14 protein-coding genes are annotated in these 16,475 nt (G+C 34.1%); 5 read left to right on the top strand and 9 right to left on the bottom strand.

All coding sequences use genetic code 11. The features are described 5' to 3' along the window. Nucleotides 1–53 precede the first annotated feature (53 nt). On the bottom strand, nt 54–806 hold the full coding sequence (locus tag CPHY_RS10665) for an ABC transporter ATP-binding protein (protein ID WP_012200084.1): 753 nt from the start codon (nt 804–806) through the stop codon (nt 54–56). A 222-nt stretch (nt 807–1,028) separates the two neighbouring features. Between CPHY_RS10665 and CPHY_RS10660 the strand changes: the two genes are divergently transcribed. Then, entirely contained in the window at nt 1,029–1,268 is a 240-nt protein-coding gene (locus tag CPHY_RS10660; protein WP_012200083.1) for a hypothetical protein, read from the top strand. Between the two features lie 158 nt (nt 1,269–1,426). On the opposite strand, the gene CPHY_RS10655 is transcribed toward CPHY_RS10660, so the two are convergent. From CPHY_RS10655 to CPHY_RS10635, 6 genes are all read right to left on the bottom strand, one after another. Then, nucleotides 1,427–2,797 (bottom strand): MATE family efflux transporter, encoded by a 1,371-nt coding sequence (locus CPHY_RS10655; protein ID WP_012200082.1) that lies wholly within the window; start codon nt 2,795–2,797, stop codon nt 1,427–1,429. A gap of 417 nt (nt 2,798–3,214) precedes the next feature. Continuing rightward, nucleotides 3,215–3,979, bottom strand: coding sequence for an RNA polymerase sigma factor RpoD (locus CPHY_RS10650; RefSeq protein ID WP_012200081.1), 765 nt, complete (start codon nt 3,977–3,979; stop codon nt 3,215–3,217). 70 nt (nt 3,980–4,049) lie between these two features. Next, nucleotides 4,050–4,217, bottom strand: coding sequence for a hypothetical protein (locus tag CPHY_RS21725; RefSeq protein WP_157668705.1), 168 nt, complete (start codon nt 4,215–4,217; stop codon nt 4,050–4,052). 145 nt (nt 4,218–4,362) lie between these two features. Then, nucleotides 4,363–5,757 (bottom strand): glycoside hydrolase family 5 protein, encoded by a 1,395-nt coding sequence (locus tag CPHY_RS10645; protein WP_157668704.1) that lies wholly within the window; start codon nt 5,755–5,757, stop codon nt 4,363–4,365. 321 nt (nt 5,758–6,078) lie between these two features. Then, nucleotides 6,079–6,720, bottom strand: a complete 642-nt coding sequence (gene pcp / locus CPHY_RS10640) for a pyroglutamyl-peptidase I (RefSeq protein ID WP_041704289.1) — start codon at nt 6,718–6,720, stop codon at nt 6,079–6,081. A 376-nt stretch (nt 6,721–7,096) separates the two neighbouring features. After that, a complete protein-coding gene (locus tag CPHY_RS10635; protein WP_012200078.1) occupies nt 7,097–9,031 on the bottom strand; it encodes a [FeFe] hydrogenase, group A in 1,935 nt (644 codons plus the stop codon). A gap of 373 nt (nt 9,032–9,404) precedes the next feature. Here CPHY_RS10635 and CPHY_RS10630 point away from each other — a divergent pair, with 373 nt between their 5' ends. The 4 genes from CPHY_RS10630 to CPHY_RS10615 all read left to right on the top strand — a co-directional run bounded on the left by CPHY_RS10630 (nt 9,405) and on the right by CPHY_RS10615 (nt 14,850). Next, entirely contained in the window at nt 9,405–10,541 is a 1,137-nt protein-coding gene (locus CPHY_RS10630) for a DUF3798 domain-containing protein (RefSeq protein ID WP_012200077.1), read from the top strand. 152 nt (nt 10,542–10,693) lie between these two features. Further along, the gene (locus CPHY_RS10625) at nt 10,694–12,295 is read left to right on the top strand and encodes a sugar ABC transporter ATP-binding protein (RefSeq protein WP_012200076.1); all 1,602 of its coding nucleotides are present in this window, start codon (nt 10,694–10,696) and stop codon (nt 12,293–12,295) included. Next, on the top strand, nt 12,288–13,391 hold the full coding sequence (locus CPHY_RS10620) for an ABC transporter permease subunit (RefSeq protein ID WP_012200075.1): 1,104 nt from the start codon (nt 12,288–12,290) through the stop codon (nt 13,389–13,391). Before CPHY_RS10625 ends, CPHY_RS10620 begins: the two co-directional genes overlap by 8 nt. Beyond that, nucleotides 13,381–14,850 (top strand): ABC transporter permease, encoded by a 1,470-nt coding sequence (locus tag CPHY_RS10615; protein ID WP_012200074.1) that lies wholly within the window; start codon nt 13,381–13,383, stop codon nt 14,848–14,850. Before CPHY_RS10620 ends, CPHY_RS10615 begins: the two co-directional genes overlap by 11 nt. A gap of 108 nt (nt 14,851–14,958) precedes the next feature. Here CPHY_RS10615 and CPHY_RS10610 read toward each other — a convergent pair whose 3' ends face one another. Both CPHY_RS10610 and CPHY_RS10605 read right to left on the bottom strand, forming a co-directional pair. Continuing rightward, nucleotides 14,959–15,522, bottom strand: coding sequence for a hypothetical protein (locus CPHY_RS10610; RefSeq protein ID WP_012200073.1), 564 nt, complete (start codon nt 15,520–15,522; stop codon nt 14,959–14,961). Nucleotides 15,523–15,756: 234 nt separating this feature from the next. After that, nucleotides 15,757–16,353: a hypothetical protein gene (locus CPHY_RS10605; RefSeq protein WP_012200072.1), complete on the bottom strand. Its 597-nt coding sequence runs from the start codon at nt 16,351–16,353 to the stop codon at nt 15,757–15,759. Nucleotides 16,354–16,475: the final 122 nt, after the last annotated feature.

Here is a 16,475-nt window from a genome sequence, read left to right as displayed (position 1 = left end):
TAACTTATACGAAAATTCATGCAACTTTATACACGAAAATTCATTACTTAGTATTAATCATATTCTTCTATGCGTGCTAATAAATCTAGATAAATTTCATGTATAGTAAAACGCTTGTTATCTCTCCAAGGATTACGTAGTAATCGATCACGATTTTGGCATAATAAAATCTTTCCTTCATGAATAATACAGATGTGATTTGCATAGTCCGTTTCTTCCATATAGTGCGTTGTGAAAAAGATTGTAATTTGTTGCTCCCTATTTAATTTTCTTAATACCTTCCAAACTAATGTCCTTGCTAAAGGATCAAGCCCAATAGTTGGCTCATCTAATAATAATAGTTTCGGATTTGTAAGCAAGGCCCTACCAATTTGAACAATTCGCTTCTGACCTCCAGAACATGTCTCATACTTTTTATTACGTAGCTTTTGTAGTTCAAGAAGAGTTACTACTTGATCTATTTTATGATATAACTCTTTATTAGACTTGATATAAAGCCCGCCACGATAATAAAGATTCTCTTCTACTGTTAAGCTTCCATCTAGAACATCTTCTTGGAAAACAACACCGAGTTTTCGTTTAATTTCTCCCGATTGGATGTCCATGTCAAGACCTTCAATCATAATCTTTCCATTGGTTTTATTTAATAAGGTGGCTAGCATCTTCATTGTTGTACTTTTTCCGGCACCGTTTGGCCCTAAAAATGCGCAGATTTGACCTTTTCCTACTGTAAAGTTAATAGAATCTACTACAGTATTCTTATGAAACTGCTTTATCAGATCTTGTACAGCGATACAATTGTCCATAAAAAACCTCAATTGTATATTCATTGTAATCTATTCTTAAGGTATATTTGGCAGAACTAAGGATTAGTGTATATGTGAATCAGTTAAACTTTATGTGATTTTATGTAATTCACTGATCTATTATGTACTATGTTAAGTACAATACATACTTCCAAACATTTGCTTTTTTGTTTAATCTGTATTAAGATACTATATAAGTATTGTATAGGGAGGAAACAAGATATGAATCCAATGAATCCAATGAAATTGTTTAAAATAAAAACTGCAATTGAAGCATTTAAAGCGAACCATCCAAAATTTCCGTTGTTTTTAAGCGCGGTTTCGAACAATGCGTTACAATCTGGTACTGTAATTGAAATCAACGTAACAGATGTAAATGGAAAAACGTATTCATCGAATTTAAAATTAACAGATTCTGATATTGAACTTATTAAAGATATGAAAGATACATTTCAAAACTAGTTAACATGATTCAAACGTTTTACTTGTCAAGAATAATAGGGGTATTGGAACTCTCGGTTCCAATACCCCTATCGTAATAAATAACTCCATATTAACTATTTACTTGTAATAATAATCGTCTAGATTATTTTCGTTTCATAGTTATCATCACATATTTCTTATTTTACAAACTGTAAAGGCTTAATCTCCTTTTTGTACACATACTTTAAGAAAATTAAATTTAAAACTACTGCTACTAGTTCTGCAATCGGGAAAGCCCACCATATTGCATGGATTCCTTGTTTTGATAAGATGTAGGCAACTGGTAGAAGAACAACCAATTGACGAATTATAGAGATAACTAAACTCAGTACTCCATTACCAAGAGCTTGATACACAGAACTTGATACAATGTTAAATCCGGCAAATAAGAAACTTATACTGATAACACGAAGTGCTACTACCCCTATTCCCATCATATCTTCCGACGCCTGAAAGAATGAGAGAAATTCACGTGGTGCTATTTCCATAAGCACAAATCCAACTAACATAATTCCTATCGCATAAACAAAACTTAATTTAATAATCTTAACAATACGCTTTGGCATTTTTGCACCGTAATTGTAAGCGATAATTGGAATCATACCATTATTTAATCCAAATACAGGCATAAATACGAAACTCTGTAGTTTAGAATAAATACCTAAAACAGCTGCTGATGTTGAAGAAAATGATATTAAAATTTTATTTAAAACAAATATCATAACAGAAACTATGGATTGCATGATAATAGCAGGAAAACCTACTTGATATATTTGTCTAATAATATGACCGTCTGGTTTAAACTTCTTTATATTCAAATGAATATCGTGATTAAATTTATGATTTAAATAAACTCCTATACTAAAGCCACAAATCTGACCAATAACAGTTGCAATCGCCGCTCCGGCAACTCCTAGCTTTGGAGCTCCCAATAGACCAAAAATGAGGATTGGGTCGAGAATGATGTTGATTATTGCTCCTGCAGCCTGAGAATACATCGAATACACAGTCCTACCAGTTGATTGTAATAATCGTTCAAATGTTATCTGTCCTAACACTCCAAAAGAAAAGATGGTACAAATAGATAAATAGGAAACTCCGTATTCAATAATCTGTTGATTATCTGTCTGAGTAGTAAAAAATATTCTTGTAAAAAAGAGACCAAAGATAAGAAAGAATATATAGCTAACTGCAGTGATAAACACACCATTATTTGCTACTTTATTCACTTTTTCCTGATTTCTTTCCCCGAGATAACGGGATAATAAAGAGTTAATACCGACTGCGGTACCAACACCTATTGCTATGATTAAATTTTGTATTGGAAAGGCTAGCGAAACAGCTGTTAATGCATCTTCATTCAATCTAGCAACAAACAAACTATCTACAACGTTATACATTGCTTGTACTAACATAGAGACCATAATAGGTAAGGACATAGTAATAAGTAATTTATTCTCTTTCATTACCCCCATCTTGTTTTGTTCCATAGTTGTCTCGTTTTCCATTTTTACCTCCTTTGTTCTCTATAGATCTTAAATTTATAGTAATACTAAATCACTAATTTGATAATCTCCTTTACACAAAAAAATTCTTGCAACAATCTGTGCAAGAATTTTTTAACAGGAAAAAGCAAAAGTTGCTTTTCATGCTAAAGGTATGAAAGAAAAGCGTATTGACTTATCAGTTTGTAAATGAACTTATAAGTCTGATTATTAGCTTATCTCGTATGATTTAAAGCAAGGTAGACTGCTTGCAAGAGCCTATCTTGAAAATTATTATTTTTCATATTAGTGATTAAAATACAACAATAACCTGTGAAAGTATAACATATCATAAGTAATGATGCAATAAAAACATTCTGTCTTATTCTATCTTATCTAATACTACAAGAGTAGAATTACATTTCACTTTATTTATTTAAATTACTCTTTTTCTTTCACTGTATCCAGAGAAAGTCTTAAGATGCTTGCTATCTCATCCTCTGATATCTTAGTATAATCAGCGATTTCCATAACGGTTGGTGTAACTCCATTATCCTCTGCAAAGGCTGTTATCGCTTCATTAATTAAAGTGATTTTAGATAAAATAGAATTTTCCATATCATCCTCATCTATCACTTCATCAATGTAATTTTCGAATGCTTTCAATACAGACTCCATTAAGTATTCTTTTGCTTCGATCTTTTGATTGCTACCAAGTAATTGTTTTAATCCACCCAGTAGACCAATGTTTCCTTCTTGAATTAAATCTTCCATATTTACATCATAGGTCTCGTATTTTTTTGCTAATTCTACAACTGTCGACAACCAATGATCAGATATACTTTGGCTTACAGAGTTATCTCCATTTATTAAACGAATATATGCTCTTTCTTCTAACTCTGCGGTCAACCTTGGTAAATGCTTGATGTCTTCTAAGTACATTTCTAAAAACACTGAGTTCTTTTCTTTGTTTTCCTTGGATAATTCATCTTCTACAGGTGTAGAATCCTCTTCGCTCATGTCTTCTTTTTCACGTTCTTCGACTGGAGTTAACAGGTATTGATAGACCATTTCCTGTTGTTCCTTCGTAAGGGTCATTCCATCAAAATGGGATAATATTTCTTCTTTAGAAAGTGGATTTTCCGATACCTTTGCTATCTCCGTTAACGAACGGAGTGTTTCTAAAAATTGAATCTTATCTATCATAAGTTCCTCCAATATACTTTATTCAGGACAAGGAAAAGTAATCATAGCGTACTATTTCTTGTATTTTTAATCATGGCCTTTTATGATTTTGACAAGACTTGCAAATCCCTTTCCAACCAATGATACGTTTCACCTTTTTGGGCAATTCTTTTTTGTTCTTATCTTTATAGGATTCTTCTGTAATACACTTACATTCTTCCTCTGATATATCATTATTCCCAATTATTAAGCACTTCATAAACGATACCTTTCCCTATTATCTCATCCGTTATTCTCTACGGCAACATGGCTATTATACATGAAAATATATCATTTGTCTAACGTCTCTACAAAAAGAGCCATGAAAGATTTAAGTAAGAAATGCTACTACTATAATAAATCTATTATTCTGCGTATTTCATTAAACCTTGCAATATCTCAGGATATTTTATAGTACAACTCTTTCTATCAAAAAGACCGAAGTTTTCCCCGTCCCCTTTAAATGCATGATTATCCCACCAGAAGCATGTGATTCCATTCGCTTTTGCAGCACCTATATAATAAGTAGCATACTCTACCCGAGATTCTAAATTATTTTCTTTATCTCTGGCACCAAATTCACCGATAATTACGGGAACTCCATTTTTTATAAACTTCATATATAAACTATTTAAAAAAGAATCTATCTCCTTAGTACATCCAGCTATTTTTGAATTCCATTCTGATATACTGCCACTTTCCTTTGGACTTTTTAGGGCAAAGTCATATGGTAGATATGCATGTACTGATACAATTAAACGATCATTTATATTATCTTTTGGTAACTTATAATCATTAATAAGTGCATATTGAGACGATGCATCATACCCTGGTATCAGAAGATACCTAGAAGTATTCTCTCCTCCCGATTTGCGAACGGTATCAACAAATTCCTGATTTAATTGATTAATACATTCGATTGCTTCTTTACACTCAGGCTTTGATAAATCTAACCACCATTCGTAATTAGAACCTGCAAGCCTTGGTTCGTTCATCCCTTCAAATAATAACTTTTCTCCATAGGAAGAAAATCGTTCACTTACTTGTGTCCATACTGCGTTGATATATTTTTTAGAAGATTCTAAATTTTCATTACTTGGATAATAAAAATTTTTACTTACATCATGGTGAGTATTTAATATCACATACATATCATTATTGATAGCATAATCGACCACTTCTTGTACTCGGTTAAGCCATACTTCGCTTATAATAAAATCATCACCAGAAACATGATTGTGCCACGATACTGGTATTCTAATCGACTGAAACCCAGCATCTTTAATTGCTTTCATCATCTCTTCTGTTGTTTTTACACCACACCATGAGCTTTCATAATTAAGTTCATCCATTAGATTGGAATCACTCACTGCGTCAAATGTATTTCCAAGGTTCCATCCTATTTTCATATTATGTACAAAAGTTATTGCTGGATTCGATGGTATTTCTTTTTGTTCAAATGTGATGGTTGGGGCTACAATTTCGTTTGCTTCAATTGTGCTGTCACCTGGTAGTACTATGATTTGAGGTGTTGGTGTATTTTTTAATTCAGGGTTTTGTGATTCTTGATTATTTGACTCTTGATTATTTGCGCCTTGATTATCCGAGTCTTTATTATTTGCATCTTGATTTTGATTGTCTGTATTCTGCGAATTCAAATTCACTGTGGATTTATCAACATTTGACATATTTTGGCTACAGCCACTTAATAATGTTGCACATACTAAAATACCTGATACTATAATTGGAAACTTTCTCATCAATTCAACACACATCCCTTCAAAAGATATAGTAATTTCTACATAACTAAACCATTTATAACTCTCTAGTTAGTCAACACTCGTTATTTGCATTTCAGCTACACTAACAAAACGCTACTTGCTCGTAACTATGGTATAATTTTACATTTAGTTATGGGATTATGCAATAAGAAAACTGAAAAAGTATCTTTCTATTTTAAGAACTGGAAATAAAAATAGATATAAAAAAACTCGTTGTGATATAAAAACGATCCAACGAGTTTCATAGTAAATTTAGGATTTAATTCTTATATATTATTTTTTTGTTCCTAATATTCTTACCTAACATTCAGTTCCACCAGTCATTCTAAGATCTACTTTGTTACACGCGATTGCTTCAATCGCTAATTCGATTCCTTGAACGATTTGATCTAAAGGTAGAGCCGGCTTATCTTGCATGTGCTTTACTTGTTCAATCATATATGGGATATGAAGAAAACCTGCCTTCATATTATAGTGATGTTTCGAAATATAGTATAACACTCCATACATTAAGTGATTACATACAAATGTTCCAGCACTATTTGATACAGTTGAAGGTAGATTAGCTTCCGCTATTTTCTGAACGATTGCCTTGATTGGTATTGTTGCAAAATAAGCAGATTCACCATCTTCATAGATTTTAGTGTCAATTGGCTGATTTCCTTCGTTATCACAAATTCTTGCATCATCCAAATTGATTGCAACTCGCTCCGGTGTAATTTCTTTTCTACCGCCTGCTTGACCAATGCATAAAACGACATCTGGTTGTTCTTTTTCAATTACCTCTGTCACAGTATCAATTGATTTATAAAAAACAGTAGGAACAATTAATTTTATAATCTCTAAGTTCTCAAGTTCTAAATTAATTAGGTTTAGAGCTTCAATAGCTGGATTTATAGTATCTCCACCGAAAGGGTCGAATGCAGTTAATAAAATTTTCACTTTCTTACCATCCTTTTTGATTAGTCTTTTTAAATCAGAATTATACTCATTGTATATCACAACTGCTTTCCTATGTGATAACGTCAGAAATAACAATTGTAAAAATGTTTATCTTTCCAACCTATCAATAAGCTTACATTCCCATTTATCATAACATTCCTTAAAAAAGGTAACAAGTGAATTTAATCTACATGTGAAAGAAAAATTACAAGTTAAAGTTAAATTACAAGTAAAAGTAAAATCTAAAGTTAAAGTATAAGATTACAAGTTAAAGTTAAATTACTAGAAAAGTATAAGTTTACAAGTTAAAGTTAAATTACTAGAAAAGTATAAGTTTACAAGTAAAAGTACCGGTACAAGTGAAAGTAATATATATTTATTTTTTCCTCTTAACAAAATATCTGGTATGAAGTAATTCCTGAGCCTTATTACTAAGCGGATAATCTAAGAATTTTTCATAAATTGCGAGTACCGCTGGGTTATCATTGGATCTGCGAAGTGGTAAGGAACGATCAATTTCATTCAGACCCTCCATCCTACTTTTAATTGTTTCCTCTCTTTTTTTAGCCCTAGGTTGTCCGCCGCCTCCGATACAGCCACCGGTACATGCCATAATTTCTATTGCATGGTAAAATTCCTCTCCTGAGCGAATCTTATCTAACATCTTTCTGGCTTCCTTAAGTCCATAGGTTACACCAATTCGTAATGTTAAGTCTCCTACCGTTAATTCACAGCTTCGAAATCCATCAAAGCCACGTAGACTGGTAAATTCAATGTTATCAACACGCTGCCCTGTGATTAATTCAACCGCAGTTCTAGTAGCAGCTTCAATTACACCGCCGGTTCGGCCGAAAATAATACCTGCTCCGGTATATTCTCCCATCACCTGATCGATTTCTTCATCTTCTAACTGACTTAAGTCAATATTAGATTTCTTAAAGATGTCTATGAGCTCTGTAGTTGTAATAACGTAATCCACATCATAATTAAGCCCCCTGGAAAACTCAGGCCTTGAAGCTTCATATTTTTTCGCGATGCATGGCATAATAGCGACGGAAGTAATCTGTTCTCTGCTAAGTCCTTTCTCCTTACCCCATAGGTCTTTTGCAACTGCAGCAAACATTTGCATCGGTGATTTTGAAGTGGAGGGCACATCTAACATATCTCCGTAGTTCTGTTCAATGAATTTTACCCAAGCTGGGCAACAGGATGTAAGGATTGGGAGTTTTACTTCCTTATCGCCTTCTAGATATCTCTTCACCCTTTCTGCAAGTTCATTCGCTTCTTCCATAATCGTTAAGTCGGCTGCCCAGGTGGTATCGAATACATAATCAACACCTAGTTTTCGAAGCCCTGCTGCAATCTTTTTTTCTACATTAGCACCGGTTTCAAATCCAAATGCCTCACCGATTGCAACACGAACGGAAGGAGCCATTTGTGTAATTACAATTTTATTTGGTGTTGCTAAATCTCTTAAAAATAAGATAGAATTATTTCCTGACGTTATAGCATTTACAGGACAGGTGCTAAGACAAGCACCACAATGGGTACACCTTGTGTAATCAATATAATGCTGTTCTTTAAAGTCTCCAACAATACAGTCCACCGGACATACTTTTGTACATTTATCACATCCGATACAGTTGTCCATAATCGTTAATTTCGTTAGATTATTACACTGTAGGGTGTAGCATCGGTTATCTTCCACATGGTCCTTAATCTCATCATAGAAGTAGATTATCACTTCTTCGATGAGATTATATTTTTGATGTACCTTTTCTTTTACTGTTTGTGAGAGTTCCCTTAATAGAAAAATATCTCTCATATTAGATCTTCCCTTGCTAATACGATTTAAAACTTTAACCATCTGAAGTATCTCTGGCAGTGCGGGAATATAATGATCGATATAGCCTCCATTGATTTTACCTAACAAAAAGTCAATATAAAACTTTGCATACTGTATGATACAATCCTCTTCCGATAGAATAATAATTGAATGACTTATTCCTTCCTCAAAGGAGTCTGGAGTTATTTGACGATCAATATCTTTCTTCGTATAAAAACCTCCAAAAGGTAGACCAAGCTGTGCAGCTTTTAAAGGTTTATCATTTAACATACCACCAGAAAGTTCAATGATATCACGTAGAGTCGTATTACTTGTTAAAGTAACAATACCGGGTTTCTTTATCTTACCGGATACTGCAACTAGGTTTTTATCATTTTTGGATATTTCTTTTAGACCTTCTTCTTGATTTCCTGGAAAGATAGATCCTAAAGGAGAATTTAACATAAAAGTTTTGTTGTTATTCATAGTTCGCCTCATTTCTAGACAATCTTTGTTTTGTGGGCTCTTAGAACTATTTTGGACAATTGACAAAGAATTATGTGAGAATATTGGGAATTTGTTCTCAATTGCTAATTTATTTAAAATACTTCAGCAGAGCTGATTAAACACTATTTTTCATAGAAAATAGATGATAATTATATAATTTGACATGCTAGCAAGTCACAACTTTACCGTGATTACACGTTAACCCGCAACGCTTTACCACGTAACGCTTTAATTAGATAAAATTTACTCTTGTAATTTAACGCTTTACTTAGTAAAATAGAGCTGATCAGTTGTATAATAAAAAGTTATAATTGTTATCACCTGAACCAAAAATAAAAAAGGAGTATACGCTATGAAAAGAATTTTTAGTTTATTGCTTATCATCTCTATGGTCTTAATGACTACTGGATGTAGAGGCAATATTGCAACATCTGGTGATAGTTCCAATTATAAGATAGGAATCGTCACAGGTACGGTATCCCAAGGAGAAGAAGAATATCAAGCTGCAAAACAGATACTTTCTGAGTATGGATCAGATAAAATCGTTACAGCAACATATCCTGATAACTTTTCAACGGAAACCGAAGCAACCATAGCGCAGGTCGTTGGCCTTGCAAGTGATAAAGATGTCAAAGCTATTGTATTCGTACAGGCAGTACCAGGTACAGCTGCTGCAATTGACAAAGTACGCGAAACAAGACCGGATATGTTATTTATCTGTGGTGTTGTAGCAGAAGATCCTGCAACCGTAGCTAGTAAAGCAGATATTTGTCTTTTAGTTGATGAAATATCTATGGGTACGTCGGTAATCGAACAGGCAGTAAAACAAGGAGCAAAAACATTTGTACATATATCTTTTGCTCGTCATCTCTCCTATGCTACCATTGCTGCTCGACGTGAACTATTTGTTAAGAATTGTGAGAAACTAGGAATCGAGTATGTAGAAGCAACTGCTCCAGACCCAACAGGAGATGCTGGCGTTTCTGGTGCACAACAATGGATTATTGAAAATATCCCTGAATATGTAAAGCAATATGGCAAAGATACTGCTTTCTTTAGTACTAACTGCGCAATGCAAGAACCACTAATCCGTACCATTGCAGAACAAAATGCAATTTTTCCTCAACAATGCTGTCCATCTCCTTACCATGGATATCCAGCTGCTATGGGAATTGATGTAACTGGTCATGAAGGTGATGTTGACTATATGTTAGATTCCATCACTTCAAAAGTTGCTGATTATGGTAATACAGGTAGAATGTCCACATGGAATGTGCCAGTAAACATGTTAATGGTTAAGTCTGGTGTAAAATATGCAATTGAATATTGCGAAGGTCGCACAAAAGGTACTGTTGACGAAGAGGTACTCTTTAAAATATTTAATGATGTGGCTGGTGGACAGGACGTAAAAGTGTCAAATTATGTGGATGAAACCAAAGGAACTTTAGATAACTTCTATCTTCTACTTTGTCCATACCATGATTTTTAATGTTATCGGAATCAGATCCTTGTTCTGATTCTCAGATTAATTCAAAATTTCTTATAAGCTATAAATTTAATTGAAATGTAAGAAAATTGGTTCCCTCGTTTCCAAACAAAACAGCTGGGAACCTTTGTTTTTTACAAAAAAGGAGGAATTGTATGGATACGAAATATGTTCTTAAAATGAATAATATTTCGAAGGATTACTTCGGGAATCAAGTATTAAAGAATATTAATATACAGATAGCTCCCGGCGAAATCCATGCACTTATGGGGGAAAATGGTGCAGGTAAATCAACGCTAATGAATATTTTATTTGGAATGCCTGTTGTGCATAACACAGGTGGTTTTGATGGTTCCATCGAAATAGACGGTGTACCAGTTACCATTGATAGTCCTCAAAAAGCGATGGAGTTAGGAATTGGAATGGTTCATCAGGAATTTATGCTTCTTCCTGGGTTTAACATTACAGAAAATATTAAGATTGGCCGTGAGATAACAACACCTACTTTCTTAAGTAGGATCTTTAGTAAATCCCTTGAAAAACTAGATCAAAAAGCGATGGCAAAAGATGCAAGAAAAGCACTGGATACCATCGGTCTTAATATTGAAGAATACGCTAAGGTAAAGGGACTTCCGGTTGGTTATATGCAATTTATTGAAATTGCCAGAGAGATTGATAAACAAGGAATTAAACTTCTAATCTTTGATGAACCTACTGCTGTGCTTACAGAAAGTGAAGCAGAACGACTGCTTGATACTATGCGACTACTCTCATCGAAAGGAATTGCTATCGTCTTTATAACGCATCGTATTGACGAAGTTATGCAAGTAACCAACAGCATGACGATCCTAAGAGATGGATCACTGGTTAACCGCGTACTTACGAAAGAAACGAGTGCTGCAAAAATTGCTGAAATGATGATTGGTCGTGAGGTTGAAAAGCTTCTGGATGAATCCGAAGATACTAGAACTTTAAATAAGGACGATATCATACTGAAACTTAGTAATTTCTCCGTAAATATGCCTGGTGAAAAAGTAAATCAATTGAATCTGTCTATTCGACGCGGCGAAATACTTGGAATTGGAGGACTTGCAGGGCAAGGAAAATTAGGAATCCCAAATGGTATTATGGGATTATATGAATCAGAAGGAACCATCCATTTTGATGGAGAAGAAATAGAGCCTAAAGTGCTTGGCGATGCTTTAAAGAAAGGAATTGCCTTTGTATCCGAAGACCGACGTGGTGTAGGGTTATTATTAAATGATTCAATTGAACAAAACATCATTTTTACTGCGATGCAAGTTCAGAACAAATTTTTATATAATCTAGGAATCGCTAAATTATATCATAAAAAAGCTGCAAGTCATCATGTAAAACAAATGATAAAGACATTAGATATAAGGTGTACTGGTCCTGAACAAGCGGTAGGTAGATTATCGGGGGGAAATCAACAAAAAGTGTGTATCGCAAGTGCACTAACTTTAGCACCAAAGCTATTAATTGTATCAGAACCGACGAGAGGAATTGATATCGGAGCTAAAAAATTGGTGATTGAATTATTGGCAAAGTTAAACCGTGAACAAGGGTTAACGATACTTATGGTAAGTTCAGAATTAAATGAGCTTCGAAGTATTTGTGATAGAATTGCAATTGTCTCTGAAGGAAAAGTTGCAAGAGTATTAAAGGCAGATGATTCTGATACAGATTTCGGTCTTGCAATGTCTGGCGTTATAGAGGAGGTGGATAAGGATGAATAAAAAAATACAAAACCTTTATCATGCGATAGGGCTTCCAAGGTTAATTATTTTTACCTTTTTCATTCTCGTATTATTTGCAGCTGGTTTCTACAAGATGGACACTGTAGCATTATTAAGTAATGTGCTAAGACGTTGGGGAATGTATGGTATTCTTGTACTTGCCATGGTACCTGCCATTCAATGTGGAATCGGTCCAAATTTTGGAGTAAGTCTTGGTATCGTTTGTGGACTGTTTGGCTCCCTTGTAGCAATCGAACTTAATATTGCGAACCTTTCCATATTTGATGGAAATAAAATGCTTGGCGCTTGGGCTACTATCCTATTTGCAATCATTTTATCTTCTGTTATTGCTTGGATTGTAGGTATTGGTTACGGAATCTTACTAAATCGTGTAAAGGGTTCTGAAATGACAGTATCCACCTATGTTGGATTCTCAATCATTGCATTTATGAACATTCTATGGGTAACTTTACCATTTAAAAACGGAGATATTAAGTGGCCAATTGGTGGAGAAGGTGCAAGAAATACCATAAGTTTAGAAAGTAGCTTTAGTGAAATTATGAATAAAGCTGGCGCAATTACCATCGGCAAACCTGAAACAGGATTATTTGTTCCTACAGGTTTATTGTTATTTTTCTTTTTCTTATGCTTTTTAGTTTATCTCTTTATGAAAAGTAAAACAGGAATTGCAATGAGTGCAGCTGGTGCAAATCCTAATTTTGCAAAGGCAAGTGGTATCAATGTAAATAGAACAAGAATTATTGGTACTGCCCTATCTACTTCTCTTGGAGCCATTGGTATTATCACCTATGCTCAAGCATTTGGCTTCTTACAGATGTATAATGCCCCATTAATGATGGGATTTACCTGTGTTGCTGCTATATTAATAGGCGGTGCCAGTACCACGAGAGCGAAAATCGTTCATGTTATTATTGGTACCTTTTTATTCCAAGGAATTCTAGTTATTGCTCTTCCGGTGGCAAATAAAGCTCTTACTGGAACTGATCTTTCCGATATTTTGCGTATGATTATTTCCAATGGAATTATCCTTTATGCTCTTACTAAGGCCAAAGGAGGTGCTTCGAATGAAGAATAATTTTCTTTCCTATTCCAAAAAGCAACTTGGTAATGGATTAAAAAATATCTATTCTAATAAGGTTGTTCTTATGTTTCTTATACTTTGTATATTCGGTATAGCAACGACTGGAAAACCATTAATTTTTACGGTTTCGGAGGTATTTACGAGATTCGGAAGAAATACCTTTTTAGTTATAGCACTAATCATCCCAGTACTAGCTGGGTTAGGGTTAAACTTTGGTATCGTAGTTGGTGCCATGGCTGCTCAGATTTCTATTTTCTTTGTCGTATATTGGGGTTTCACTGGAATTACCGGATTGATTCTATGTGTCTTATTAAGTACACCAATCGCCATTTTATTTGGATTCCTTGTTGGATGGCTCTACAATAAAACAAAAGGTGCTGAAATGATTTCCGGTATGGTACTCGCCTACTTTGCGGATGGGTTATATCAACTATTTTTCCTTTTCATTCTTGGAGGTATTATTCCAATCAAGGATACTACATTAATGATTGCAGGTGGAATTGGTGTTAAAAATACCATAGATTTAACGGGAAATCTAAAGTATGCCTTAGATACCGTTAGCATGTTACTTTTACTTCGGATTCTTCTAGTCCTGTATTTTGTTTTTAGTGCTGCTAATGTAATCCTACGAAAAAAGAAGGAGGGTAAATCAGGCTATAAATTATCTATCATTAAAATAAGTGTCACGATTCTTCTACTCCTTTTAACATTGATACCAGCTATCCGTGATTTTCTAGGAACTGACCGTCTGTTGTTATTAAATGCGATTACCATTGGCTGTGTGTTAGCTATCCTTTATGTTATTACAAAGATTTGTTCGATTAAGTTAATTCAAAAACATAAAGAACTTGAAGTAAACAAATACCTAGCAATGATAATTATAGCTATCATTGTATATGCACTAACCTATATTCCTGTAGTTTTTGATATTACAATGAGTATTTCTCTACCAGTATGTACTTATGCGGCAATTATTTTGATTTGTGGTTTCAATCGCTGGCTTTTAAGTACAAAGCTTGGCCAGAATATGCGTACTGTCGGTCAGAGCAGAACTGTTGCTAACTCGGCAGGAATTAATGTAAATAAAACACGTATTATTGCGATGTGCATTTCTACTGTTTTAGCTAGCTGGGGACAATTAATTTACCTTCAAAATCTTGGAACCTTTTCCACCTATGGAGCTCATTCTATGGTTGGTCTATATGCTATAGCTGCATTACTTGTAGGCGGAGCAGGTGTTCAAATGGCGAACAATAAACAAGCAATCCTTGGTGTTATCCTATTTCATACCCTATTTGTTGTTGCACCACTTTCAGCAAGTAATTTATTAGGTAGTTCTTTGATTGGTGAGTATTTCCGTGTATTTATATGCTATGGAGTTATTGCTCTTTCTCTTGCATTGCATGCTTGGAAAACTATAAAGAAACCTGCGAAGCAGAAAGAATTAAAGTAACTGTATATGCAGAAGCTTCTAGTTGGGCAAAAAAACAGCAGATACTAAATTGTGTCTGCTGTTTTTAGATTCCTAGATATTATACTTAGTTTAAGATTCGTATGTAGTTTAGCCATTGAGATAATGTCCAGACATCAAATCATTTAATCCCTGAATTAATTTACTATAGTACTTTTGAAATCTTTCATCAAATTCAATATACTTCATAGCATTAAATCGGATTAATCTGTCCACGATATGCATCGAAACTAAATGTTTATATTCTATAGTATTCTCATATCGGTGTATAATTAAATTATCGTCTGCTTCTTCTTCCATTAACCTTGGGTATAAATCCTTAATTACAGTTTCACTTTCAACATAGGTTGTATGTTCACTAACTAATTCAGCATCCCAAGAAGTCTGCCCCTTTAAAAAACCGCTATCTTTCAGTCGATAAACAGAGCATTGCTTCTCTTTATAGTGCAAAACCAAAGCATCTTCATAACACTCATATATTTCAGGTACTCCGTCATTATTTAAATCTATAATAAAATCAAAATCATCTTGACGTACACCAAAAAGTAAACTTATAACAAAATTATCTGCAGCATAAACATATGGTTTCCCGTGGGTTGAAGATCTAGGCTCAATACTTTTTAGACCTGATATATTGGATACATGATATAGCATAACTCCTCCTTTTAATGATTTGGTTTAATTGTAAGATTAAAATGTGATTTTCTGTTATTCTTAAAGTTTACTACAGTCTATTTATCTACTCCTACTTTCATGATAAAAAAGATCTTTTTCCATTTCCCGTAACGCAATTTACTGATTTCGTGGACTAAAAAATAGGACTATTGCAAAATTTCTTTTTTTGCTATAGTCCCTCTTATGTTCTTTTAAACTTGTTTTCTAATAACATTACTTCAGCAGATTCACATCATTTTCGCTGAGTTCGAGCGGAATTGTTTCTGTTTGTTTTCCGCCACTCCAATTGACTTGCACAGTAATGCTTTTGAGCTCTTCTGCGAGTTCCTCGGGCGAAAGACCATGGTAAGAATTCAAATCATCTTCAGAAGTCAGTGACATATTCCAGTCGTGAGAAAATCCCCAAACTGCAGTTTTGTCATTTAAGCTAGATGCCAATGACTTTTCGTGCGTAGTAATATTCATCTTATCACTCGTAAATTCTATTATTTGGCTAGCAATGTATGGTTTGACCTCAGAATTGAGTTGAAGTTCATACCATACTTTTTTAAACTCCATATCTGTAACATTATTGATTGACACAGAGACAACTAGCCGGTTTTTAATTTGATCGCTCTGGGTTAGATTATTATCTTGAATCATCTGTTGCTGGTTGCTGATTACTTTTACCTCAGTTACCGATATTTCAAAAGGCTGAACTGTCTCTACAGGGTTTGAGTTAGGCGTGCAAGCGATTAGCATACAGGCAGCCATAACTACAGATAGACCCAACATTAGTTTCTTATTGGAGGTAAAACGATTATTTCTCATTATTCTCCCTTTCCGTGTACGGCGGCTTAAAAAGAACTACCAAGCCAAAACATCTAATATTATCTGATATAACATTCATATTACCAAATTTTTATCACATGTAAATATATGGTATTGTAAAA

Origin of the sequence: Lachnoclostridium phytofermentans ISDg (assembly GCF_000018685.1) — a bacterium.
GTDB classification, from domain to species: Bacteria; Bacillota; Clostridia; order Lachnospirales; family Lachnospiraceae; genus Lachnoclostridium; species Lachnoclostridium phytofermentans.
Note: the sequence above shows the minus strand (reverse complement) of the source record. Positions and strands in the feature narration are given on the sequence as shown.

What these genes read in the sequence shown, in the direction of transcription:
- CPHY_RS10665 (WP_012200084.1), bottom strand. Translation starts at nt 806, where the DNA reads ATGGACAATTGTATCGCTGTACAAGATCTGATAAAGCAGTTTCATAAG.
- CPHY_RS10660 (WP_012200083.1), top strand. Translation starts at nt 1,029, where the DNA reads ATGAATCCAATGAATCCAATGAAATTGTTTAAAATAAAAACTGCAATT.
- CPHY_RS10655 (WP_012200082.1), bottom strand. Translation starts at nt 2,797, where the DNA reads ATGGAAAACGAGACAACTATGGAACAAAACAAGATGGGGGTAATGAAA.
- CPHY_RS10650 (WP_012200081.1), bottom strand. Translation starts at nt 3,979, where the DNA reads ATGATAGATAAGATTCAATTTTTAGAAACACTCCGTTCGTTAACGGAG.
- CPHY_RS21725 (WP_157668705.1), bottom strand. Translation starts at nt 4,217, where the DNA reads ATGAAGTGCTTAATAATTGGGAATAATGATATATCAGAGGAAGAATGT.
- CPHY_RS10645 (WP_157668704.1), bottom strand. Translation starts at nt 5,757, where the DNA reads ATGAGAAAGTTTCCAATTATAGTATCAGGTATTTTAGTATGTGCAACA.
- CPHY_RS10635 (WP_012200078.1), bottom strand. Translation starts at nt 9,031, where the DNA reads ATGAATAACAACAAAACTTTTATGTTAAATTCTCCTTTAGGATCTATC.
- CPHY_RS10630 (WP_012200077.1), top strand. Translation starts at nt 9,405, where the DNA reads ATGAAAAGAATTTTTAGTTTATTGCTTATCATCTCTATGGTCTTAATG.
- CPHY_RS10625 (WP_012200076.1), top strand. Translation starts at nt 10,694, where the DNA reads ATGGATACGAAATATGTTCTTAAAATGAATAATATTTCGAAGGATTAC.
- CPHY_RS10620 (WP_012200075.1), top strand. Translation starts at nt 12,288, where the DNA reads ATGAATAAAAAAATACAAAACCTTTATCATGCGATAGGGCTTCCAAGG.
- CPHY_RS10615 (WP_012200074.1), top strand. Translation starts at nt 13,381, where the DNA reads ATGAAGAATAATTTTCTTTCCTATTCCAAAAAGCAACTTGGTAATGGA.
- CPHY_RS10610 (WP_012200073.1), bottom strand. Translation starts at nt 15,522, where the DNA reads ATGCTATATCATGTATCCAATATATCAGGTCTAAAAAGTATTGAGCCT.
- CPHY_RS10605 (WP_012200072.1), bottom strand. Translation starts at nt 16,353, where the DNA reads ATGAGAAATAATCGTTTTACCTCCAATAAGAAACTAATGTTGGGTCTA.